Source organism: Thauera sp., assembly GCF_047601425.1.
Classification (GTDB): Bacteria; Pseudomonadota; Gammaproteobacteria; order Burkholderiales; family Rhodocyclaceae; genus Thauera.
This window is the reverse complement of record NZ_JASGJL010000001.1, coordinates 1,548,817-1,569,621: the sequence shown is the minus strand read 5'-3', so window position 1 is coordinate 1,569,621 and position 20,805 is coordinate 1,548,817. Positions and strand designations below refer to the sequence as shown.

The 20,805-nt window shown below is 66.1% G+C and carries 19 protein-coding genes and 1 pseudogene; 12 read left to right on the top strand and 8 right to left on the bottom strand.

The window, feature by feature from the left end; genetic code table 11:
• Window positions 1-268 precede the first annotated feature (268 nt).
• The 3 genes from QM748_RS07635 to QM748_RS07625 are packed head-to-tail and all read right to left on the bottom strand — an operon-like array spanning window position 269 to window position 3,713.
• The gene (locus tag QM748_RS07635) at window positions 269-1,447 is read right to left on the bottom strand and encodes a vWA domain-containing protein (protein ID WP_415246404.1); all 1,179 of its coding nucleotides are present in this window, start codon (window positions 1,445-1,447) and stop codon (window positions 269-271) included.
• A 7-nt stretch (window positions 1,448-1,454) separates the two neighbouring features.
• The gene (locus QM748_RS07630) at window positions 1,455-2,846 is read right to left on the bottom strand and encodes an EAL and HDOD domain-containing protein (RefSeq protein ID WP_415246403.1); all 1,392 of its coding nucleotides are present in this window, start codon (window positions 2,844-2,846) and stop codon (window positions 1,455-1,457) included.
• A gap of 15 nt (window positions 2,847-2,861) precedes the next feature.
• Complete coding sequence (locus QM748_RS07625; protein WP_415246402.1) at window positions 2,862-3,713, bottom strand: AAA family ATPase; 852 nt, start codon at window positions 3,711-3,713, stop codon at window positions 2,862-2,864.
• 183 nt (window positions 3,714-3,896) lie between these two features.
• Between QM748_RS07625 and QM748_RS07620 the strand changes: the two genes are divergently transcribed.
• From QM748_RS07620 to QM748_RS07595, 6 genes are all read left to right on the top strand, one after another.
• Window positions 3,897-4,511: a c-type cytochrome gene (locus tag QM748_RS07620; protein WP_415246401.1), complete on the top strand. Its 615-nt coding sequence runs from the start codon at window positions 3,897-3,899 to the stop codon at window positions 4,509-4,511.
• 34 nt (window positions 4,512-4,545) lie between these two features.
• Window positions 4,546-5,595, top strand: a complete 1,050-nt coding sequence (locus QM748_RS07615) for an RNA methyltransferase (protein WP_415246400.1) — start codon at window positions 4,546-4,548, stop codon at window positions 5,593-5,595.
• Entirely contained in the window at window positions 5,592-6,560 is a 969-nt protein-coding gene (locus tag QM748_RS07610) for a DNA-3-methyladenine glycosylase 2 (RefSeq protein WP_415246399.1), read from the top strand. Before QM748_RS07615 ends, QM748_RS07610 begins: the two co-directional genes overlap by 4 nt.
• Window positions 6,561-6,661: 101 nt before the next feature.
• A complete protein-coding gene (locus QM748_RS07605) occupies window positions 6,662-7,300 on the top strand; it encodes a LysE family translocator (RefSeq protein ID WP_415246398.1) in 639 nt (212 codons plus the stop codon).
• 64 nt (window positions 7,301-7,364) lie between these two features.
• Window positions 7,365-8,075: an aspartate/glutamate racemase family protein gene (locus tag QM748_RS07600; RefSeq protein WP_415246397.1), complete on the top strand. Its 711-nt coding sequence runs from the start codon at window positions 7,365-7,367 to the stop codon at window positions 8,073-8,075.
• A 71-nt stretch (window positions 8,076-8,146) separates the two neighbouring features.
• Complete coding sequence (locus QM748_RS07595; RefSeq protein ID WP_415246396.1) at window positions 8,147-8,530, top strand: hypothetical protein; 384 nt, start codon at window positions 8,147-8,149, stop codon at window positions 8,528-8,530.
• 69 nt (window positions 8,531-8,599) lie between these two features.
• On the opposite strand, the gene QM748_RS07590 is transcribed toward QM748_RS07595, so the two are convergent.
• The gene (locus QM748_RS07590) at window positions 8,600-8,788 is read right to left on the bottom strand and encodes a hypothetical protein (RefSeq protein ID WP_415248088.1); all 189 of its coding nucleotides are present in this window, start codon (window positions 8,786-8,788) and stop codon (window positions 8,600-8,602) included.
• Here QM748_RS07590 and QM748_RS07585 point away from each other — a divergent pair.
• Window positions 8,699-9,072, top strand: a pseudogene (locus QM748_RS07585) (macro domain-containing protein). The gene QM748_RS07590 and the pseudogene QM748_RS07585 overlap by 90 nt on opposite strands.
• A gap of 59 nt (window positions 9,073-9,131) precedes the next feature.
• Here QM748_RS07585 and QM748_RS07580 read toward each other — a convergent pair.
• Window positions 9,132-9,734, bottom strand: a complete 603-nt coding sequence (locus QM748_RS07580) for a helix-turn-helix domain-containing protein (RefSeq protein ID WP_415246395.1) — start codon at window positions 9,732-9,734, stop codon at window positions 9,132-9,134.
• Between the two features lie 123 nt (window positions 9,735-9,857).
• Here QM748_RS07580 and QM748_RS07575 point away from each other — a divergent pair, with 123 nt between their 5' ends.
• Window positions 9,858-10,790: a ketopantoate reductase family protein gene (locus tag QM748_RS07575; protein ID WP_415246394.1), complete on the top strand. Its 933-nt coding sequence runs from the start codon at window positions 9,858-9,860 to the stop codon at window positions 10,788-10,790.
• Window positions 10,791-10,839: 49 nt separating this feature from the next.
• Here the strand turns inward: QM748_RS07575 and QM748_RS07570 are convergent, their stop codons facing one another.
• From QM748_RS07570 to QM748_RS07560, 3 genes are read right to left on the bottom strand one after another with little or no spacing between them, the layout of a single operon-like run.
• On the bottom strand, window positions 10,840-11,295 hold the full coding sequence (locus QM748_RS07570) for a DUF411 domain-containing protein (RefSeq protein WP_415246393.1): 456 nt from the start codon (window positions 11,293-11,295) through the stop codon (window positions 10,840-10,842).
• Window positions 11,292-12,719, bottom strand: coding sequence for a heavy metal sensor histidine kinase (locus tag QM748_RS07565; RefSeq protein WP_415246392.1), 1,428 nt, complete (start codon window positions 12,717-12,719; stop codon window positions 11,292-11,294). Before QM748_RS07565 ends, QM748_RS07570 begins: the two co-directional genes overlap by 4 nt.
• 3 nt (window positions 12,720-12,722) lie before the next feature.
• On the bottom strand, window positions 12,723-13,427 hold the full coding sequence (locus QM748_RS07560) for a heavy metal response regulator transcription factor (RefSeq protein WP_415246391.1): 705 nt from the start codon (window positions 13,425-13,427) through the stop codon (window positions 12,723-12,725).
• A gap of 167 nt (window positions 13,428-13,594) precedes the next feature.
• Here QM748_RS07560 and QM748_RS07555 point away from each other — a divergent pair, with 167 nt between their 5' ends.
• The 4 genes from QM748_RS07555 to QM748_RS07540 all read left to right on the top strand — a co-directional run bounded on the left by QM748_RS07555 (window position 13,595) and on the right by QM748_RS07540 (window position 20,169).
• Window positions 13,595-13,960, top strand: coding sequence for a copper-binding protein (locus tag QM748_RS07555; protein WP_415246390.1), 366 nt, complete (start codon window positions 13,595-13,597; stop codon window positions 13,958-13,960).
• Window positions 13,961-14,079: 119 nt separating this feature from the next.
• Entirely contained in the window at window positions 14,080-15,405 is a 1,326-nt protein-coding gene (locus QM748_RS07550; protein ID WP_415246389.1) for a TolC family protein, read from the top strand.
• Window positions 15,402-16,943 carry an efflux RND transporter periplasmic adaptor subunit gene (locus QM748_RS07545; RefSeq protein ID WP_415246388.1) on the top strand — a complete coding sequence of 514 codons (1,542 nt, stop codon included), beginning with the start codon at window positions 15,402-15,404 and terminating at the stop codon, window positions 16,941-16,943. Before QM748_RS07550 ends, QM748_RS07545 begins: the two co-directional genes overlap by 4 nt.
• Window positions 16,936-20,169, top strand: a complete 3,234-nt coding sequence (locus QM748_RS07540) for an efflux RND transporter permease subunit (protein WP_415246387.1) — start codon at window positions 16,936-16,938, stop codon at window positions 20,167-20,169. The genes QM748_RS07545 and QM748_RS07540 overlap by 8 nt, the downstream gene beginning before the upstream one ends.
• The last annotated feature ends 636 nt before the right edge of the window (window positions 20,170-20,805 follow it).

The following is a 20,805-nucleotide window of genomic DNA, read 5'->3' as shown; positions in this document are numbered from 1 at the left end:
ATCTGTATATAACGATTGGCAAAAAAATGGCGCTCATGGCGGCGCTTCGTACCGGGCCGCGGGCAGGTGAATGATCCGCGGCCGATACTGGCTGCATGAAAGCGGCTGGCTGCCGGCTTTTGCAACATTCTGTCAAGAATTGAAATATACGCTTGTATATAACGAATTCAAAGCCGGCCCGTTTGGGGGCCGGAGGCAGGGAGGCATTTGCAGTGCGGGCGATTAGGCTCAGTCGGCGGTGGGCAGCCTTGCGCTGGTTTCAGCCAGCCTAGGTCTTGCGCGACAACCCCTGCATCGCGCGGGCAAGGCCATCCAGCGTCAGCGGATACATGCGCTCGCCCATGATCTGGCGGATGAGGCCGATCGACTGGCGGTAGTCCCACAGGCGTTCCGGCTCCGGGTTCAGCCAGGCGGCGGCAGGGTAGGCGTCGAGCAGGCGGCGCAGCCAGGTGGCGCCGGCTTCGCTGTTCATGTGCTCGATCGAGCCGTGCGGGTGCAGGATCTCGTAGGGGCTCATGGTGGCGTCGCCGACGAAGATCAGCTTGTAGTCCGGGCCGTACTTGTGGATGAGGTCGAGCAACTGGGTGCGCTCGCTGAAGCGGCGGCGGTTGTCGCGCCAGACGCCTTCATAGACGCAGTTGTGGAAGTAGAAGTACTCGAGGTGCTTGAATTCCAGCCGGCAGGCGGAGAAAAGCTCCTCGCAGACCTTGACGTGGTCGTCCATCGAGCCGCCGACGTCGAGGAAGAGCAGCACCTTGACCGCGTTGTGGCGCTCCGGCCGCATCATCAGGTCGAGCCAGCCGGCGTTGCGCGCAGTGGCGGCGATGGTGCCGCCGAGGTCGAGTTCTTCGGCCGCGCCTTCGCGGGCGAAGCGGCGCAGCCGGCGCAGCGCAACCTTGATGTTGCGCGTGCCCAGTTCGACCGAATCGTCGAGATTGCGGAATTCGCGCTTGTCCCACACCTTGACCGCCGTGCGGTTGCCGGCCGAGTCACCGCCGACCCGGATGCCTTCGGGGTGGGTGCCACTGTTGCCGAAGGGCGAACTGCCGCCGGTGCCGATCCACTTGCTGCCGCCCTGGTGGCGGCCTTTCTGTTCGGCCAAGCGCTTGCGGAACTCGTCCATCAGCTTGTCCCAGCCGAGCTTTTCGAGCCGGGCGCGCTCTTCGGGCGTCAGGTGCTTCTTCGCCATCGCGCGCAGCCATTCCTCGGGCAGTTCAGCTTCGAGGCCGGGGATCTCGCTGACGCCCTTGAAGTAGGCGCCGAAAGCCTGGTCGAAGCGGTCGTAGAGCGATTCGTCCTTGACCAGGCAGGCGCGCGAGAAGACGTAGAAGTCGTCGATCGACGGCCCGCAGACGTGGTCGCGCAGGCCTTCGAGCAGGGTCAGGAACTCGCGCGTGGAGACGGGCAGCCTGTGCGCCTTCAGGTGCAGGAAGAAGTCGATCAGCATCGTGTGCTCACTGCTGGATGTCCATGGCCCACATCAGGGCCTGGAGGTGGCAATGGGTGGCCTGTTCGGGCGCGACGCCACAGCGTTCGGCGGCAGCCTGAAGCACCTCGTTGCCGCCTCCGTCATGTTCGCAGGCGATCGCAAGCTCGAGCAGGGGACGCAGCGGTCCCTGGCCGTCGCGCAGCGCCGCCTGCACTTCCGGGGCCAGTGCCAGCGGCGCCAGCACCTTCTCCAGCGGCACTTCCATGATCACGTCGGCGAGCGACAGCAGGCCGACCAGGAAGAGCGATTCGCGCTGTGCCACCGGCTGGTTTTCGGCCAGCAGCTCCATCATGCGGGCGCGCACCAGCGCGGTTTCGAGCATGGCGGAAGCACGGCCCTTGCTGCCGTCGGTGCTGCAGGCGAGCAGCACCAGCCAGCGGTACAGGCGGTCGTGGCCGAGCATCACCAGGGTGTGCTCGATCGAGGTGATGGGCTCGGCATGGGGACTGGCCACGGAATTGACGTAGCGCAGCAGGCGCAGCGATAGGGCGCCGTCGTGCTTGAGCATCGCAGCGATCTCGCGGGTGTCGCCGTCCATGCGCAGGCGGCCGATCAGGGTGGCGATGCGCGCGGTGTTCGGGCCGAGTTCATGCTCGCTCCAGTCTTCGCGGCTGGTGATGAACGGCCCCTGGAACAGGCTGGCGCCCAGCTTGAAGGCGAAGCGGAAGTCCTCCAGCGACGGCAGGTCGCGCACCAGCAGACGGGCCTGCGGCGCCGTGTTGCCCAGCATCTGGCCGAGCTGCATGCCGCGGCGGGCGTCCAGGGTCGGCGCGCGCAGCACGATCATGTCCGCAAGCGGCAGCAGCGGCACGAATTCGCTGATGATCATCGGATCGGGCAGGCCGAAGCGGAAACCCGCCTGGCGCAGTTGCGTCATCGTGCCGCGCAGCGCCTCGATCCCCGGGCCATCGGCTGCCGCGTGGGGCATCGGGATCAGGACGATGTTGCTTGCCGGCAGCTCGGCCAGGCAGGGGTGGGAGAGGAAGGAGTCCGGTACCTCGATGAAGGCCAGGCGGTGACCCAGCAGCTGGCCGATGCCGGCGCTGGCGAGGTTGCGTACCAGTACTTCGGCGTATAGATGATGTACCCGCCGGCTGCTGTGGCGGATGCGGTTGCGCGTGCCTTCGTGCAGCATGAACTGGTAGCCGGCGATGCGCTGGTCGCGCCCCAGCACGGCCTCGCGGCACAGATAGGTGATGACGGCAGTGCTGTCCTCGCCCGGAATTTCCTCGCCGGCAGCCTCGCGCAGCGGCGCGCTGCGGTTGAGCTGCTCGAAGGCCTGCCGGGCTGCCGCCGGCGCGGCTGCCTTTGCATCGGAGCGGCGCCCGAACAGCCAGTCGAGAAGGGCTTTGAACATGCGATGCCTGCGTCGTCAGCGGTTGTTGCGCGCCATCATCACCAGGCGCTCGAACAGGCTCATGTCCTGCTCGTTCTTCAACAGCGCGCCGTGCAGCGGCGGTACGACCATCTTGCCGTCCTGACTGCGCAGGGCTTCGGGCGGGATGTCCTCGGCGACGAGCAGCTTGAGCCAGTCGATCAGTTCAGAGGTCGAGGGCTTCTTCTTCAGCCCGGGAATGTCGCGCAGGCCGAAGAACACCTCCAGCGCCTCGCTCAGCAGCTGCTTGCGGATGGCAGGGAAGTGCACATCCACGATGCGCTGCATGGTGTCGCGGTCGGGGAAGCGGATGTAGTGGAAGAAGCAGCGGCGCAGGAAGGCGTCGGGCAGTTCCTTCTCGTTGTTCGAGGTGATGAAGACGATGGGGCGGTTGCGCGCCTGCACCGTCTGCCGCGTCTCGTACACATGGAACTCCATGCGGTCGAGCTCGCGCAGCAGGTCGTTGGGGAATTCGATGTCGGCCTTGTCGATCTCGTCGATCAGCACCACGGTCTGCTGTTCGGCCTCGAAGGCCTGCCACAGCACGCCCTTGACGATGTAGTTGCCGATGTCCTTGACGCGGTCGTCGCCCAGCTGCGAATCGCGCAGGCGCGACACCGCATCGTATTCGTACAAGCCCTGCTGGGCCTTGGTGGTGGATTTGATGTGCCACTGCAACAGCGGCAGCCCGAGGGCGGCGGCGACCTCCTCGGCGAGCATGGTCTTGCCGGTGCCGGGCTCGCCCTTGATCAGCAGCGGACGTTGCAGGCGGATGGCGGCATTGACCGCCAGCATCAGGTCGGGGGTTGCGACGTAGTCGCTCGTACCTTCGAAGCGCAGCGTGGACATGCGGGATTCCTCTGATTATTCCCCGGCGATTATAAGACTAGCGTTACGGAAAACCGGCGGCGCGTCCGCAGCTCCGGCTTGCGCGTTCCTCCCTGGGCTGCGTTTCATTCCTGCAGGCACGATGCAGGAATGGATGGGGACGGCCGGAAACGGCTTGTGCAGCACCCCGACGGAGGGCTCGAAATGCAGAGACGATATCTGGTTTGCGGCCTGGCGCTTGCGCTCGGTATTCTGCCTGCTGGGGCGGTCGAAGGCGATGCCGAGGCTGCCAGAAGCAAGAATTCCATGTGCATCGGCTGTCATGGCATCGAAGGCTACCGCACCGCGTTTCCGACGGTATATCCCGTGCCCAGGCTGGGTGGTCAGCATCCCGAGTACATCATGGCCGCGCTGCAGGTCTACAAGTCGGGCGACCGTAGCCACCCTACCATGCAGAGCATTGCCGGCGGCCTGTCCGAGCAGGACATGGCCGATCTGGCAGCGTATTACGGTGCGCAGCCGGCCGTTCCGGCAGCCGGATCCGCACCGGTACAGTCGGCTGGCAACGTGATGCGTGGCAAGGAAAAATCCGAAGTCTGCGCCGCCTGCCATGGCCCCGACGGCAACAGCCCCTTGCCGACCTTCCCGCGCATCGGCGGCCAGCATCCTGAATATCTGCTGCAGGCGCTGCTCGACTACAAGGCCGGCCGGCGCAAGGATCCGATCATGGCGGTGCAGGTCGAGGCCCTGTCCAAGCAGGACATGGCCGATCTTGCCGCCTGGTTCGGTGCCCAGCAGGGGCTGTATACGAAGCACTGACGGCGCTGCCTGCCGGTGCTAGCATGCGGGCCCCATGCGCATCGAAAATCTTCGCGCCCGCCTGCAGGGGCTGGGCGCCAAACCCTGTCACGAAGACCGCCTGATGCGGGCCTGGCTGCAAGGCCTGCCGCTTGACGGCGGGCCGCGGCCGTCTGAACACTTTTTGCCGCTCGCCGTGCGCCAGGCGCTGCCGGACATCGCTGCTGAACTCGGTGGGCTCGCGTGCCTGCGTTCGCAGCACCCGGGCGAGGACGGTTCCTCGCGTCTGCTGGTCGAACTGGCCGATGGCCAGACCGTGGAGAGCGTGCTGCTGCCGCGCGACGGGCTGTGCGTCTCCACCCAGGTCGGCTGTGCGGTGGGCTGTGTGTTCTGCATGACCGGCAAGGACGGCCTGCTGCGCCAGCTCGGCAGCGCCGAGATCGTCGCCCAGGTGGCGCTGGCCCGCAGCCTGCGCCGGGTGCATAAGGTGGTGTTCATGGGCATGGGCGAGCCTGCCCACAACCTCGACAACGTCGTCGAGGCGATCGAAGCCCTGGGCAACGACGGCGCGATTCCGCACAAGAACCTGGTGTTCTCCACCGTCGGTGATCCGCGCGTGTTCGAGCGCTTGCCGCAGATGCGGGTCAAGCCCGCGCTCGCGCTGTCGTTGCACACCACCCGCACCGACCTGCGCGCCAGCCTGCTGCCGCGCGCGCCGCGCATGACGCCGGAAGAACTGGTCGAGCGCGGCGAAGCCTATGCACGCGCCACCGGCTATCCGATCCAGTACCAATGGACGCTGATCGACGGCATCAATGACGGTGCCGAAGAGCTCGAAGGCATCGTCCGCCTGCTGGAAGGCAAGTACGCGGTGATGAACATGATCCCGTTCAATACCGTGGAAGGCCTGGAATTCCGGCGGCCGAGCTGGGAAAAGGCCGCCGACATCGCCCGCTGGCTGCATCAGCACCGCATCCTGACCAAGCTGCGGCGCTCCGCCGGGCAGGACGTCGATGCCGGCTGCGGCCAACTGCGGGCGCGCGAGATCAGGATCGGCTTTGCCGCACGCGAACAGCGGATAAGCAAACTGAAGGTCGAGGCATGACCCGCCTGCACGCCCACCTGCCGTTGCCCGCGGGTTTCCGTACGGTGGACGTGCTCGCATTTCACCGCCGCGATCCTCAACAGATCGCCGAACGCATCCTGGACGGCGGCCCGGAGCTCGGGCTCGACAAGGCCTTCGTCTGGGCCAGGCGCCCGGCCTGCATGGCTTTCCGCTTCGAGGGAGACGTCGTCGATGGCGGGGGGCTGCAAGATGGTCACGTGCGGGTCGAATGCATCATCGACGACGCGGCCGGCACCGCCGGCGCAGCCACAGGGGAGGGCCATGGCGTGCCGGATCAGGCAGCATTCGAACGCCTGGTGCGCCACATGCTCGGCCTTGACCAGCCGATCGAGGCCTTCGAGCATACCCACGCCGGCCATCCGGAACTGGGGCCGCTGATCCGGCGCAATGCCGGCCTGCGCATCCCGCAGGTGGCGACACCCTTCGAGGCCCTGAGCTGGGCCATCCTCGGCCAGCAGATCAGCCTGGTCGCCGCGGTCGCGCTGCGCCGCAGGCTGATCCAGGCCGCGGACCGGCGCCATTCCTCGGGGCTGATCTGCTACCCGGACGCCACCAGCCTGCTGCAGCTCGATGCCGCCGCGCTGAGGGCAGCGGGCTGCTCGCAGACCAAGGCCGATGCGCTGCTCGGACTCGCCCGCGCAGAGGTGGCACAGCGGCTGCCGCTCGACGAATGGCTGCAGACCCTGCCGATCGAGGACATCCGCAGCGGCCTGCTCGCGATTCGCGGCATCGGTCCGTGGACGGTCAACTATGCCTTGCTGCGTGGCTTCGGCTGGCTGGATGCTTCGCTGCATGGCGACGTCGCGGTCCGACGTGGGCTGCGGCGCTTGCTTGGCCGGGAGGATGTGGTTGGCGAGACGGAAACGCGGCAATGGCTGGAAGCCTTCTCACCGTGGCGTGCGCTGGTTGCGGCGCATTTGTGGACGGTGGCGGCGGGGGGTTGAACCGGTCTCGGTCTGATCCCCACGTATCGGCGGCGAACGGGAGTGCCTGCGGCAGCCACTCCCTGTAAGATCGTTGCGGCGCAACCCACGGAAAGACGATCATGGTTCCATTGAACGACCTGCTGCTGTTCGGCGGTGCAGCCTTGCTGATGGTTCTGACGCCGGGGCCCAACATGATCTACCTTGTCTCTCGCTCCATCTGTCAGGGCAAGCGAGCCGGGGTGTTGTCACTGTTCGGCGTCATTGCCGGTTTTCTGGTGCACATGTTTGTTGCCGCCATCGGCGTGACAGCCCTCTTCGTGGCTGTTCCGTTCGCATACGAAGCGCTCAAGTGGGCAGGGGCGGCATATCTTCTTTATCTTGCCTGGCAAGCTGTCAAGCCGGGCGCACGCTCGCCGTTCGAGGCTCGCGATCTTCCGGTGGACCCGCCGAGAAAGCTGTTTCTGATGGGATTCATCACCAATCTCCTGAATCCGAAGATCGCCGTCTTCTACCTTTCGATCTTCCCTCAGTTCGTCTCGCTGGAGCACGGTTCGGTATTGGCGCAGAGTGTCCAGTTGGGACTCACCCAGATCGTCATCAGCTTCACCGTCAATCTGTGCATCGCGCTGTCCGCTGCCAGGCTGGCCTTGTGGTTCGCCCGCAGCCCTCGCTGGCTGGCTGCTCAACGATACGTCATGGGAACGGTGCTTGCGGGACTGGCTGTCCGGCTGGCAACCGAACAGCGCAAAGCCGCCTAGCTCTGCATCGAGTCCATATACGCATGGCTACGATCGTCATGACATCATGTGCCGTCCCATCCCGATGAAAACCATCGGCCTCCTCGGCGGCATGAGCTGGGAATCCACCGTTCCCTACTACCGCCAGATCAACGAAACTGTGAAGGCCCGGCTAGGCGGGCTGCACTCGGCGAAGATCGTGCTTTACAGCGTCGACTTCGCCGAGATCGAGCGCCTGCAGCATTGCGGCGACTGGGACTCGGCTGGCGCTGTGCTTGCCGATGCAGCACAGGCGCTGGAGCGCGCCGGTGCAGATTTCATCGTGTTATGTACCAACACCATGCACAAGGTTGCCCCCACCATCGAGGCAGCAGTGAAGATTCCGCTGCTGCACATCGCCGACCCGACGGCGGCGGCGATCCGCAGGGCCGGTTTGTCCCGCATCGGCCTGCTCGGCACCCGCTTCACGATGGAACAGGCTTTTTATCGCGGCCGCCTCGAGGAGCGCCATGGCATCGAAGTGCTCATTCCCGAGCAGGAGGACGTCGGTGTCGTGCATCGCGTGATCTACGAAGAGCTTTGCCTCGGCCGTATCGAGGATGCGTCGCGGGAAGCATACCGGGGCGTGATGGCACGCCTCGTCGAGCGTGGCGCACAAGGCATCATCCTGGGATGCACGGAGATATCGATGCTGGTGGTCGCGCGGGACGCGACGGTTCCGCTGTTCGACACCACGGCGATCCATGCGGGCGCGGCGGCGGAGACTGCTTTGAGCCACGACCGGAGGGTACTGTGAGTAAGCGATGCTGATTACGTGTGCGACACTGCAACGACAAGTAGTATTTGGATTCTCAGGTTGGATTGCATATGGTCAGAGCAAAGCTGATATCTACTGAGGGCCCCTACCTCGAAGCAGTGATTGAAGTTGAAGGTCGGCGCTTCTGCGTCATGGACGAGTTCAGTGTTGCTGCTTCAGCGCCAAAGCCTGGGCAAGAGTTTGAGCTTGAATTTGGTCAGTGTCTGGATGACGAAGAAGAGTGGGAGACGATCTTCTCCGGAAATCCGGAGGGCCATATCAAGCTGGAGCAGATTCAAGGTTGGCGGTACCGTGCATTCGGCAAGATTATTGGTGTCGATCCTGTAGTTGTCGATTGCGGTATTTTCCGGGTTGAGGATGTTGTCTACTCTAGTGATCCCAGGCTCATAGGAGAGCCGGTTGCATTCGTGATTTCGCGTTTGGGCGCTTGTTGATCTCGATTGAATGGATTTGATCGGGGGATACGGTCGTCGTGCTGGCTTCCAGTCATTCTTTTGTTCAATTCAGTCCGAGCGGGTTTTGCTGCTGAAATTGACTCGATACAGATCCTGGGTGGTGGTGGCGTGGATGGCGCAATTCATCGGGCTGCCGGGTCGGAACTCGTGCATGAGTGCAGATTGTTGGGTGGCTGCAAGACGGGCCAGGCCAAGGCGACGAAGGCTTATCGTTTGCCCGCCAAGTACGTCATCCATACAGTTGGTCCGGTATGGCGTGGCGGAAACGATGGAGAACCTGCGCTGCTGTCCGACTGCTATGCGAACTCCCTGGCCGTGGCCGAAGTCTTGGCATTCTTTCGATTGTATTTCCGGGTATCGGCACAGGCATTTACGGTTATCCAAAAGTTGAAGCATCCCGGATTGCGGTCAGCACTGTCTTGGTGCATCGGTCAGCATGCATCAATCAGGCCATATTCTGCTGTTTCAGTGATGAAGACCTGGAAATCTACCAGGCAACCATGTCTGGCCTTGCCGCCTGAAGATTTCCTTGGACCGCCTTCTACATCAAGTATTTGCTGATACCGAACCCGAGTTGCCGCTATCGCTTGGAACGATCGTCGATGACGATCAAAAATCTCGTGGGCTCGTCGGTTTCGTTGCGGAACTCGTGGATGCAATCGGACGGGAAGAACAGGGTGTCTCCAGCCGAGACGACGAACGGTGTCTCGTCCAGGATCACGGTCAGTGTGCCCTCATGGACATAAAGATGTTCTTCCACGCCTCCATGATGGGCAGGGAAGCGTACCGAGCGCTTGGCGGGCAAGACATTGAAGGCGAGGTCCACACCGCCATCTTCGAGCACGGGAGAAATCGAGCGGCGTTCGAAGCCTGTTTCTGGATCGCGGAATACGGCTTGTTCGTTCAGCTTCGTCAGTCTGGGGGTGCGGGGACGCGGTGACCCGAGCAACTGGGAAAGGCTGACCTCCAGGGCCGCCGCAAGTTTGCCAAGCACGGTCGCGGTCGGTACCGAGACACCTCGCTCGATCTTCGAGATCATCGCCCGGCTGACGCCTGACAGCTCGGCAAGCTGATCCGAGGTCAGCTTGGCGTCCCGCCGCATGCGCCGCAGGTTGCCTGCCAGATGGGTTGCGCCGGCGGACGATGGACAACGCGTGTCCGATGGTTTTGTCTGCTGTGCCAATGTGTTTCCGCTTCTGACCGTCTGGGCTTTATCTGTTGCCACGTTCTTTGGCAACGCGTTGCTGCCTTGCGTTGTCTGTAAACTCTACTATAGTAGAGAATAGAAAGCCCAAGGAGAGGCGCCATGAGGATACTTGTATTGGGAGCGGGCGGCATCGGTGCTTACTTCGGCGGGAAGCTGGCCGCAGCCGGCGTTGACGTCAGCTTCCTGGTCAGGCCGTTGCGTGCTCGATCTCTGGTGCGGCAAGGGCTGGCCATCAACAGTCCGCTTGGCGATCTTCGTGTGCCCGTCCAGGTGCTGACGGAGGCGGATTCACCGTTCGACGCCTTGCTGCTGGCCTGCAAGGCATACGATCTGGCGGGGGCGATGGAGAGCATCGCGCCGGCGGCCGGACCATCCACGGTGATCCTGCCGCTGCTCAATGGCGTTCGCCAACTCGATATTCTCGATGCGCGATTTGGTCGAGAGCGGGTCCTGGGCGGCTTATGTCACATCGGCGTGACCATGAACGAGGCTGGAGAAATCCAGCACCTCAATTCCCTGCAACGTTTCGTCATCGGCGCTCGAACGGCCGGGCAGGATGAGGCGGCCAGAGCCTTGCACGAGGTCCTGGAGCGCGGTGGATTCTCGCCGATCCTGAGCACGGCCATCATGCAGGAGATGTGGGAGAAGTTCACCTTCCTGGCCACCTATGCCGGCATGACGACATTGATGCGCGCACCGATCGGCGCAATTCTGGCGTCGGCCGAAGGTGAAGCAATCATGCGCGAGATGCTGGGGGAGTGCACCGCAACGGCCTCGGCCTGCGGTTATGCGCCGCGCCCTGATGCAATGACGCAGATGACATCCGCCTTGACCGAACGCGGCTCGACGGGAACGGCGTCGATGTTGCGCGACATGGCACGAAACGGAAGGACGGAGCACGAGCACATCATCGGCGACATGCTGATTCGTGCACGGGCGGCAGACGTATCTGCCCCCCTGCTGCGGCTCAGTCTGGCCAACATGGAGGCTTATGAGGCGGAACGTTCCGGAACGTACAGGCAGGTCACCTAGCGATGATCCGGCTACCTAGTGTCCGGCGAGGCCGCCTCGCGAGCCGTGCTCAGTGGCTGGCAAACACGGCCGTCTTGCCCTCGGCATCGAAGCTCACCACATCATAGCGATCAGCCGGGTAGGGGCCTTCCATGCCGGGCGAGCCCATCGGCATGCCCGGTGCCGAGATGCCGGTGATGGCGGGTTTTTCGCTCAGCATGCGCTTGACGTCGGCGGCCGGCACGTGGCCTTCGACGATGTAGTTGCCGACCTTGGCGGTGTGGCAGGAGCCCAGCGCGCGCGGCACGCCGGCCTGGTGCTTGATCTGGTCCATCTCCTGCGAGATGACTTCCTTCACCTTGAAGCCGTGTTCGCGCATGTGCTCGGCCCACTTGCCGCAACAGCCGCAGTACGGGTCCTTGAACATCGTGACTTCGTCGTCGGCTGCGGCAGCGATGCCGGTGGCGCCCAGGCCGAGTACGGCGGCGCCGATCAGGGCGATCAGGGAGGAACGGACGGGGTTCATGGTGCAACTCCTGTGTGAGAGGGGGAGACGCCGCCCGCCGCGGTGGCGCGCGGCAGCGTGAGGGTGAAGCGGGTCTGGCCGTCGGCCGAGGCGGCGCGGATGTTGCCGCCGTGGGCGAGCACGATGGAGCGGGTGATCGCCAGCCCGAGGCCGGCGCCTTCGCCCTTGCGGGTATGTTCGCTATTGGCGCGGTGGAAGCGGTCGAAGATGCGCTCCAACTGGTCGGGCGGGATGGTTTCGCCGGGGTTGGAGACGGACAGCGTGACCATGCCATCCGGGGCTTCGTTCGCGTCGCCGATGTCGCTATCGATGGCGATGCCGATGCTGCTGCCGGCCGGCGTGTGGCGCAGGGCGTTGGACAGCAGGTTGGACAGCGCGCGCCGCAGCATCAGCCTGTCGCCGGTGACACGCGCCTGGCCGGCCAGCGTGATGTTCACGCCGCGGTCTTCGGCCAGCGCTTCGTAGAACTCGATCAGCGCACGCGCCTCGTCGTCGAGCTGCACGGTCTCGACCGGGCGCGGCAGGCGGCCGTTCTCGGCCTGGGCGAGGAACAGCATGTCGCCGACCATGCGGGCGATGCGCTCGAACTCTTCCAGGTTCGAGGCCAGCACTTCGCGGTAGGCCTCGCTGCTGCGCGCGCGCGACAGCGCCACTTCGGTCTGCGTCATCAGGTTGGAGATCGGCGTGCGCAGTTCGTGGGCGATGTCGGCGGAGAAGTCCGACAGCCGGGTGAAGGAGGCTTCGAGCCGCGCCAGCATGCCGTTGAAGGCGTCGACGAAGTCGCGCACTTCGGCCGGCGCGCCGGCTTCGTCCAGCCGCAGCGACAGGCCGTCGGCCGACAAGCGGCGGGCGGTGCTCGTCACCCGCCGCAGCGGTGCCAGGCCGCGGTGGGCGGCCAGCCAGCCGAGCAGCGCGGCGACCAGTGCCGCGGCCGAGATGCCGAGCCACAATCCGCGCCGCACGTCGTCGAGGAAGTGCGCGTGGTGGGAGATGTCCAGCGCCACTGCGACGCGCAGCGGCTCGCCGTCGGTGTCGGCCGGCGCCAGCTCGATCTCGCGACCGATGAATTCCCGTCCGGCTTCGTGCCAGGTTTCGCCGCGCGCGTTCAGCGCGGCGCCTGCGCGTTGTGCGTCGGTGAAGGCCCGGGGCTGGATTGCGTGCAGCACGCTGCCGTCGCTCGCCCGCAGCAGCAGGCCGACGGTGTCCTGGCCGGCGAAGGCGGCGTCGAGATGCTGTTCCGGTTCGGTGCCGCCTTCGCGGATCAGGTTGCCGACGAGGGTCAGCTTGGCCGCCAGTTCGTGGGCGTCGAGTTCGTCGAAGTGGTGTTCGACCGCGCGCCCGAGCAGGATGCCGACCACGATCAGCAGGCCGGCGGTGAGCAGCGCGAACAGCAGGGCGAGGCGGGCGGTCAGCGACAGCGGCATCGTTCAGCGCTCCGCCGGATTGCCCGCATCGCCGGCCTCGCCCGCGTCGCAGACGTAGCCCATGCCGCGCACGGTGCGGATCAGCTTCGGTTCGAAGGCGTCGTCTACCTTGGCGCGCAGGCGGCGCACGGCGACTTCGACGACGTTGGTGTCGCTGTCGAAATTCATGTCCCACACCTGCGAGGCGATCAGCGAACGCGGCAGCACCTCGCCGCGGCGGCGCAGCAGCAGTTCGAGCAGGGCGAATTCCTTGGCGGTCAGCTCGATGCGCTGGCCGGCGCGCTGGGCGCGGCGGCGCAGCAGGTCGAGTTCGAGGTCGGCGGCGCGCAGCACTTCGGGTTCCTTGCCGCGGCTGCGGCGCAGCAGGGTGCGCACGCGGGCGAGCAGTTCGGAAAAGGCGAAGGGCTTGACCAGGTAGTCGTCGGCGCCGAGTTCGAGGCCGCGCACGCGGTCCTCGACGCTGTCGCGCGCGGTCAGGAACAGCACCGGCATCTCGCGCCCGCCGCTGCGCAGCGTCTGCAGCACACCCCAGCCGTCCAGCCCTGGCAGCATGACGTCGAGCACGACGAGGTCGTAGTCGCCGCTGAGCGCCAGGTGCAGGCCGTCCGGCCCGTTGCGGGCGAGGTCGACGACGAAGCCCGCTTCGGCCAAACCTTGGCGCAGGTAATCGCCGGTCTTGGGTTCGTCTTCGACGATCAGGATCTTCATCGGGGCAGGGTGGAGCCGGGTTTGCCGTGTTGCTGGAACTGAAGCGCATTGTGCCCTGTGCGGCGGCGCGCGGGCCGCAGATTACAGAGATGTAATCCTGGCGTCAGTTTGTCGACGGGGGTGGCGGGGCACCATCGGCTCATCCCCAATCCAACGGAGAGAGAGACATGGACAAGGCGCTTCGCATTCCTTCGCTGCGAATTTCCCTGCTGGCCTCGGCGCTGATCCTGGCCGCGCCCGCCGTCGCGCTGGCCCAGAGCGGGCACGATCACCACGGCGGCCACGGCGCGGCAGCCGTCGAGCAGGCAGACGACCATTCCGAAGGCACGGTGCGCAAGGTGGATGCCGCCGGCGGCAGGATCACGATTGCCCACGGCCCTCTGCCGCGGCTGGACATGCAGCCGATGACGATGGTGTTCGGTGTCACCGATGCGGCAATGCTCGAAGGTCTGAAGGCGGGCGATCGCGTGCGCTTCATCGCCGACAAGGTCGACGGCAAGCTCGTCGTGATCGAGCTGGAGCCCTTGCGCTGAGGTTTCGCCATGTCCGGGTTCGACTTCATCCAGATGCTTGAGCTGCAGCACTGTCCGCTCCCTTGCGGCCTGGACTCTCGTGGCCCGGCTGCCCGCGCTCGACATGTTCGGAGTCTGCAATGAACCGGCTTCGCAAGCCTGCGTTTACCCGTGTCCTGGCCGGCCTGCGTGCCGGCGCCGCAGCCTGCCTGGCCGTGACGGCGCTTGTGTTGCCGGGGGCGGCGCTGAGTGCAGACACTGGTGCGGGGAACGAAGCCGGCCTGGGCGCGGAGCCGCGCGGGCTGATCGACTATGCGCGCGAGCACAGCCCGGCCTATGCGGCCGACCGCGCCGAAGTCGAGGCAGCGCAGGCGCGCATCGAGGCGGCCGGAGCCTTGCCCGATCCGCGCTTCGAACTCGAACTGATGGACTTCACCAACACCATGAACGGCCGCTCGGCTTCGCTGCTGCCGGAGCGTGTCGGCGAGACGCGCTACCGCATCGTGCAGCCGCTGCCGGCCTGGGGCAAGCGCGATCTGGATGTGAAGGCGGCCGAGGCGAGAGCGCGGCAGGCCGGCGCGGTGCGCGATGCCGGCTGGAGCGAGCGCGTGGCCGCGATCGAGGCCGCCTGGCTGCGCTATTACGCAGCCGACCGCGAACTCGGGCTGGCGCGTCATGCGCTGGCGCTGATGCAGGAGCTGGAAACCCTGGCGCTGGCGCGCTACCGCCTCGGCCTGCTGCCGCAGCAGGCGGTGCTGCGCGCGCAGCGCGAGATCACCGAGCAGCGCTTGCTGCTGCTGGCGCGCGAACGTGCCCGCAGTGGCGCGGTAGCGGCGCTGAACGGTCTGCTGTCGCGCCGGCCCGATGCGCCGCTGGCAGCGCCGGCCGAACCCGGCCCGCTGCCCGATCTGCGCGATGCGGCCGACCGCTTCGAGCGTGCGCGCAGCCTCAATCCGGCCGTGATGGCCGCGGCAGAGGGCGTCGGCCTTGCCCATGCCGAGCGGGATCGTACCCGTCGCGACCGCCTGCCGGACTTCGGCATCGGCCTGACCCACAACCGGCCCGACGAAGGGCGTTCGTCCTGGGATCTGATGTTCGAGGTGACGATTCCCTTGCAGCAGGGCAGCCGGCGTGCTCGCGAATACGAAGCCGAACGCATGCTCGCTGCCGCCGAGGCGCGGCGCGAAGCGGCAGCCGATGAAGCCGCCGGCCGATTGGGCGCGGCGTGGGCGTCCTATACCGGCGGGCGGGACGGTTTGCGCCTGCTGCGCGACAGTCTGGTGCCGCAGGCCGCAGCCACCCGCGACGCAGCGCGCAGCGCGCTGGCCGGCGGGCAGGTGGACTTCGACAGCGTGCTCGAGGCTGAGCGGCAGTTGATCGCCGTGCGCGAGCAGGTGCTGCAGGCCGAAGTCGAAGCCCGCCTGGCGCTGAGCGAAATCGAGAGATTGTCTGGAGAGATCAAGTGAACAGGACGGGATGGCTTGCCGCGCTGGTGGTGCTCGGCGCGCTGGCGGCGGGCGGCGGCTACTGGGCAGGTAGCCGGCAGGTCGTGCATGACGGTGCCGGGCATACGAGCCACGCCAGCGGGGCGGCGGGGACGCAGACGGACAGCCAGGGGCGCCAGATCCTGTACTACCGTAACCCGATGGGCCTGCCTGACACTTCGCCGGTGCCCAAGAAGGATTCGATGGGCATGGACTACATCCCGGTCTATGCGGGCGAGGAACCGGGCGACGAAGGCGTGGTGAAAGTCAGCCCGGCGCGGGTGCAGACGCTGGGGGTGAAAACCGCGGTGGTCGAGAAGCGACCGCTGTCGCAGCCGGTGCGCGCGAGCGGCCGTGTCGAAGTCGATGAGCGCGCCCAGGCCGTCGTCGCGCCGCGCTTCGACGGCTGGATCGAGCACCTGCACGTCAGGGCGACCGGCGACGTCGTGCGCCGTGGCCAGCCGCTGTTCTCCACCTACAGCCCGGAATTGCAGTCGGCGGGCGAGGAACTGCGCATCGCCGAACGCCTGCAGCGTGAAAGCGCGGCCGATCCGCAGGCGGCCGAAGCTGCCGCGCGCCTGGCCGAAGCGACACGTTCACGCCTGCGCAACCTGCAGGTGGCCGGTCAGGCAGGGGCGCGCCAGACCCTGCACGCGCCGATCAACGGCATCGTGCTCGAGAAGACCGCGGTCGAAGGCGCGCGCTTCGCCGCCGGCGAGGCGCTGTTCCGCATCGCGGATCTGTCGAAAGTGTGGGTGATCGCCGACGTGTTCGAGCGCGATCTCGCGCAACTGCGGGTCGGCCAGTCCGCGCAACTCGTGCTCGATGCCTTCCCCGACCGCAGCTTCGAGGCGCGGGTCGCCTATCTGTACCCGACGCTGGATGCAGCCACGCGCAGCACCCAGGTGCGGCTGGAGCTGGACAACCCGGACGGCGCGCTACGGCCCGGCATGTTCGCCCGCGTCGAAGTCCTGACCGGCAGCGATGCACTGCGTATTGCCGTGCCGACATCGGCCATCATCGACGACGGCGACCGCCAGGTGGTGCTGGTCGCGCTCGGCGAAGGGCGCTTCGCGCCGCGGCCGGTGCGCCTGGGTGTGCGCGGCAGCGATTTCGTCGAAGTGCTCGACGGCGCGGAGGACGGCGAACGGGTCGTGGTCTCCGCCAGCTTCCTGATCGATTCCGAGAGCCAGCTGCGCGCGGCGCTGTCGAATCTCGCCGATGCGGATGAAGGCGAGGCCGGCTCACCGCCTGCCTACGACACCGAAGGCAGCTTCGAGGATTTCGATGCCGAAACCGGCAGCGTCATGCTGAGCCACGAAGCGATTCCGGCGCTGAAGTGGCCGTCGATGACGATGGAGTTCGGCCTCGAATCGCCCGATCTCGTGCATGGCCTGGTACCGGGCACGCCGATCCGCTTCCGTTTTGAGGAGCGCGGGCCGGGTGAGTATGTCGTCACCCGCATCGAGCCGGTCGGCGCCTCGCCGGTACAGGGCGCGGCGGAGCATCGCCATGACTGATTCGGCACGGGATTCCGCTGGCGGCCGTCTGGAAGCCGACGGCGGTACGGAAGGAGGCCGCCGAGCGGAGGAAGAACTCCACCGGGCGGAAGGCGGTCTGCTGGGCCGCCTAATCGAGGCCTCGGCGCGCAATGTCTTTCTGGTGCTGCTGGCGACGCTGTTCCTGATCGGTGGCGGGCTGTACGCGATCAAGCACACGCCGCTCGACGCCTTGCCCGACCTGTCCGACGTGCAGGTCATCGTCTATACCGACTTCCCCGGCCAGGCGCCGCAGGTGGTGGAAGACCAGGTCACCTATCCGCTCACCACTTCGCTGCTGGCGGTGCCGCGCGCGCGGGTGGTGCGCGGCTTCTCGATGTTCGGCGCGTCCTACGTCTATGTGATCTTCGAGGACGGCACCGACATCTACTGGGCGCGCTCGCGGGTGCTGGAATACCTGAGCACCGCGGCGGCGCGGCTGCCGCAGGGGGTGGCGCCGCAGATCGGGCCGGATGCGACCGGCGTGGGCTGGGTCTACCAGTACGCCGTCACCGGCAAGGACATGTCGCTGGCCGACACGCGCAGCCTGCAGGACTGGTATCTGCGCTACCAATTGACCCAGGCCGAGGGCGTGGCCGAGGTGGCCAGCGTCGGCGGCTTCGTGCGCGAATACCAGGTCACGGTCGATCCCTTCCGGCTGGCGGGCTATGGCATCGCCCTCGACGACGTCACGCGCGCGATCCGCGAATCGAACCGCGACGTCGGTGGCCGCATCATCGAGCTGGCCGAGAAGGAATACATGGTGCGAGGCCGCGGCTACCTGCGCGGCATCGAGGACATCGGCGGCATCGTGCTGAAGACCGGGAACGGCACGCCGGTGCGCATCGCCGACGTCGGCCGCGTCGAGCAGGTGCCGGCCGAGCGGCGTGGCCTGGCGGAGCTGAACGGCGAAGGCGAAGTGGCGTCCGGCATCGTCATGGCGCGCTTCGGTGAGAATGCGCTGGACGTGATCGACGCGGTCAAGGCCAAGCTCGGCGAAATCCAGGCCGGCCTGCCGGAAGGCGCGGAAATCGTGCCGGTGTACGACCGCTCGACCCTGATCGGGCGCGCGATCGACACCCTGAGCTGGACGCTGTTCGAAGAAAGCCTGATCGTCGCCGCGGTGTGCATCGTCTTCCTGCTGCACGTGCGCAGCGCGCTGGTGGCGATCGTGACTCTGCCGCTGGGCATCCTGGTCGCTTTCATCGGCATGAGGGCGCTCGGCATCGGCTCCAACATCATGAGCCTGGGCGGCATCGCGATCGCCATCGGCGCGATGGTCGATGCGTCCATCGTCATGATCGAGAACGCCCACAAGCGGTTGGAGACGCTGGGCGCGGACGCCAGCGAAGCTCAACGCCGGGCGACGCTGATCGGCGCCTGCCGCGAAGTGGGGCCGGCGCTGTTCTTCTCGCTGCTGATCATCACCGTGTCCTTCCTGCCGGTGTTCACGCTCGAAGGCCAGGAGGGCCGGCTGTTCGCGCCGCTGGCCTGGACCAAGACGCTGGCGATGGCCGGCGCGGCGCTGCTGTCGGTGACGCTGGTGCCGGTGCTGATGCTGTTCTTCGTGCGCGGGCGCATCGTGCCGGAGCACCGCAATCCGATCAACCGCGTGCTGGTGGCGGCCTACCGCCCGCTGATCGCGCTGGTGATGCGCTTCAGGCTGACGACCCTGCTACTGGCGCTGGTCGCGATGGGCGTGACGCTGATCCCCGCGCGCCAGATCGGCAGCGAATTCATGCCGACGCTGAACGAAGGTGCGATCTTCTACATGCCGGCGGCGCTGCCCGGCATGTCGGTGACCGAAGCCGGGCGCCTGCTCGCCACCACCAACCGCATCATCAAGACCTTCCCCGAAGTCGAGTCGGTGTACGGCAAGGCCGGCCGTGCCAACACCGCGACCGACCCGGCGCCGCTGGAAATGTTCGAGACCGTCATCAACCTCAAGCCCGAATCCGAATGGCGCCCGGGCATGACGGTGGATGCGCTGATCGCCGAGATGGACGCGGCGCTGAAATTCCCCGGCCTGGCCAATTCATGGACGATGCCGATCAAGGCCCGCATCGACATGCTGTCGACCGGCATCCGCACGCCGGTGGGCGTCAAGGTGTTCGGCAAGGACCTGGAAACCCTGGAACGGGTGGCGAAGGATGTCGAAGCCACAGTGCGCGCGCTGCCCGGCACCAGCAGTGCCTACGCCGAACGCGTCGCCGGCGGCTACTACGTTGACATCGAACCGCGCCGCGACCAACTGGCACGCCACGGCCTGACCATCGACCGCCTGCAGGAGGCGCTCGCCACCGCGCTCGGCGGCGAACGGGTGACGACGACGGTGGAAGGGCTGGAGCGCTACGACGTCAGCGTGCGCTACCCGCGCGCGCTGCGCGACGACCCGCAGCGCGTCGCCGCCAGCGTGCTGGTGCCGACGGCCAACGGCGCGGTGCCGCTCGGCCAGCTTGCCGACGTGCGCATCGTGCGCGGCGCGGCGTCGGTGCGCACCGAAAACGCGATGCTGGCCGCCTACGTGTATGTGGACACCCGCGAGAGCAACCTCGGCGCCTTCGTCGCCCGCGCCCGCCAAGCGGTGGCCGAGCAGGTCCAGTTCCCGCCGGGCTACTACGCCACCTGGAGCGGCCAGTTCGAGAACATGGAGCGCGCCGGCGAACGGCTTGCCATCGTCGGCCCGGTGACGCTGGCGCTGATCTTCGTGCTGCTGTACCTGAACTTCCGCCGCCTGGCCGAAACCCTGATCGTGATGCTGTCGGTGCCCTTCGCGCTGATCGGCGGCGTCTGGCTGATGTGGTGGCTCGACTACCAGATGAGCGTCGCGGTGGCGGTCGGCTTCATCGCCCTGGCCGGCGTCGCCGCCGAAACCGGCGTGATCATGCTGATCTATCTCGACCACGCATGGCAGCGCGTGTGCGCCACCTGCGCCGCCGAAGGCCGCCAACCCACGGCCGCCGAACTGCACGCTGCAGTGATGGAAGGCGCCGCAGGCCGCGTGCGGCCGAAGATGATGACGGTGCTGACCATCGTCGTCGGCCTGCTGCCGGTGATGTGGGGCACCGGGGTGGGCAGCGAGGTCATGCGCCGCATCGCCGCGCCGATGGTGGGCGGCATGGTGTCGTCAACGGTGCTGACGCTGGCGGTGATTCCGGTGTTGTTTGTGTTGGCGAAGCAGCGGGAGCTGCGGCGGGCGGGGGGGTAATGAAGGTGAATTTGGGGAACGTCTGAACAAGTCCGTCATGCCCGCGAAGGCGGGCATCCAGTGAATCGCAAGACCTTGACGCCAAAGACCCCTGGGCTCCCGCTGTCTTGGGAGCGGCGAACAAAAACCGAATTGCTCAGATCTTCCTTGGAGTGCTTCGGTTAAATTGACCGCATCGCGTAAAACAAGCAGGATCACGTATCCACGACGAGTGCTTATATCGCCATGCCCATCAAAAAATTCCAAGACTTCTGCGACCGCGTAGGTGAACAGGCAGCGAAACGGGGTATGGATGAGGCTGCCTTGGCAAGTCTATTGGTGGAAGAAACGTCGGAAAGTGTACTGCCAGACCCGGAGAGCAGCAGCCAGATTGCAGACGTGGCTGCTTGTCTCAAGCCTCGCCGCGCGCGGGTCAGTCTCAGTGAAATGGATGCCGCTGTCGCAGCCGAAGTCACCAGACGTCGTGCTCGCGGTCGGTACTAAGGCGTTCATTTCATGCCTGGGTAAAAACGAGTCGCCTCGCCGAGCACGATGAGCTGAATTACAGTGCATGCAACGTCCGGGGCCGTAGACCTCGGGCATCATTGTTCAACCCAGTGCGTCGAGCGGCCGCTCCAGATGTCCGATCATGCGGTC

Bases quoted from the DNA above. Each gene is read 5' to 3' on its own strand.
- QM748_RS07555 (WP_415246390.1), top strand. From the start codon at position 13,595: ATGGACAAGGCGCTTCGCATTCCTTCGCTGCGAATTTCCCTGCTGGCC.
- QM748_RS07600 (WP_415246397.1), top strand. From the start codon at position 7,365: ATGAAAACCATCGGCCTCCTCGGCGGCATGAGCTGGGAATCCACCGTT.
- QM748_RS07615 (WP_415246400.1), top strand. From the start codon at position 4,546: ATGCGCATCGAAAATCTTCGCGCCCGCCTGCAGGGGCTGGGCGCCAAA.
- QM748_RS07595 (WP_415246396.1), top strand. From the start codon at position 8,147: ATGGTCAGAGCAAAGCTGATATCTACTGAGGGCCCCTACCTCGAAGCA.
- QM748_RS07565 (WP_415246392.1), bottom strand. From the start codon at position 12,719: ATGCCGCTGTCGCTGACCGCCCGCCTCGCCCTGCTGTTCGCGCTGCTC.
- QM748_RS07630 (WP_415246403.1), bottom strand. From the start codon at position 2,846: ATGTTCAAAGCCCTTCTCGACTGGCTGTTCGGGCGCCGCTCCGATGCA.
- QM748_RS07625 (WP_415246402.1), bottom strand. From the start codon at position 3,713: ATGTCCACGCTGCGCTTCGAAGGTACGAGCGACTACGTCGCAACCCCC.
- QM748_RS07610 (WP_415246399.1), top strand. From the start codon at position 5,592: ATGACCCGCCTGCACGCCCACCTGCCGTTGCCCGCGGGTTTCCGTACG.
- QM748_RS07575 (WP_415246394.1), top strand. From the start codon at position 9,858: ATGAGGATACTTGTATTGGGAGCGGGCGGCATCGGTGCTTACTTCGGC.
- QM748_RS07560 (WP_415246391.1), bottom strand. From the start codon at position 13,427: ATGAAGATCCTGATCGTCGAAGACGAACCCAAGACCGGCGATTACCTG.
- QM748_RS07590 (WP_415248088.1), bottom strand. From the start codon at position 8,788: ATGGATGACGTACTTGGCGGGCAAACGATAAGCCTTCGTCGCCTTGGC.
- QM748_RS07635 (WP_415246404.1), bottom strand. From the start codon at position 1,447: ATGCTGATCGACTTCTTCCTGCACCTGAAGGCGCACAGGCTGCCCGTC.
- QM748_RS07550 (WP_415246389.1), top strand. From the start codon at position 14,080: ATGAACCGGCTTCGCAAGCCTGCGTTTACCCGTGTCCTGGCCGGCCTG.
- QM748_RS07570 (WP_415246393.1), bottom strand. From the start codon at position 11,295: ATGAACCCCGTCCGTTCCTCCCTGATCGCCCTGATCGGCGCCGCCGTA.
- QM748_RS07605 (WP_415246398.1), top strand. From the start codon at position 6,662: ATGGTTCCATTGAACGACCTGCTGCTGTTCGGCGGTGCAGCCTTGCTG.
- QM748_RS07620 (WP_415246401.1), top strand. From the start codon at position 3,897: ATGCAGAGACGATATCTGGTTTGCGGCCTGGCGCTTGCGCTCGGTATT.
- QM748_RS07540 (WP_415246387.1), top strand. From the start codon at position 16,936: ATGACTGATTCGGCACGGGATTCCGCTGGCGGCCGTCTGGAAGCCGAC.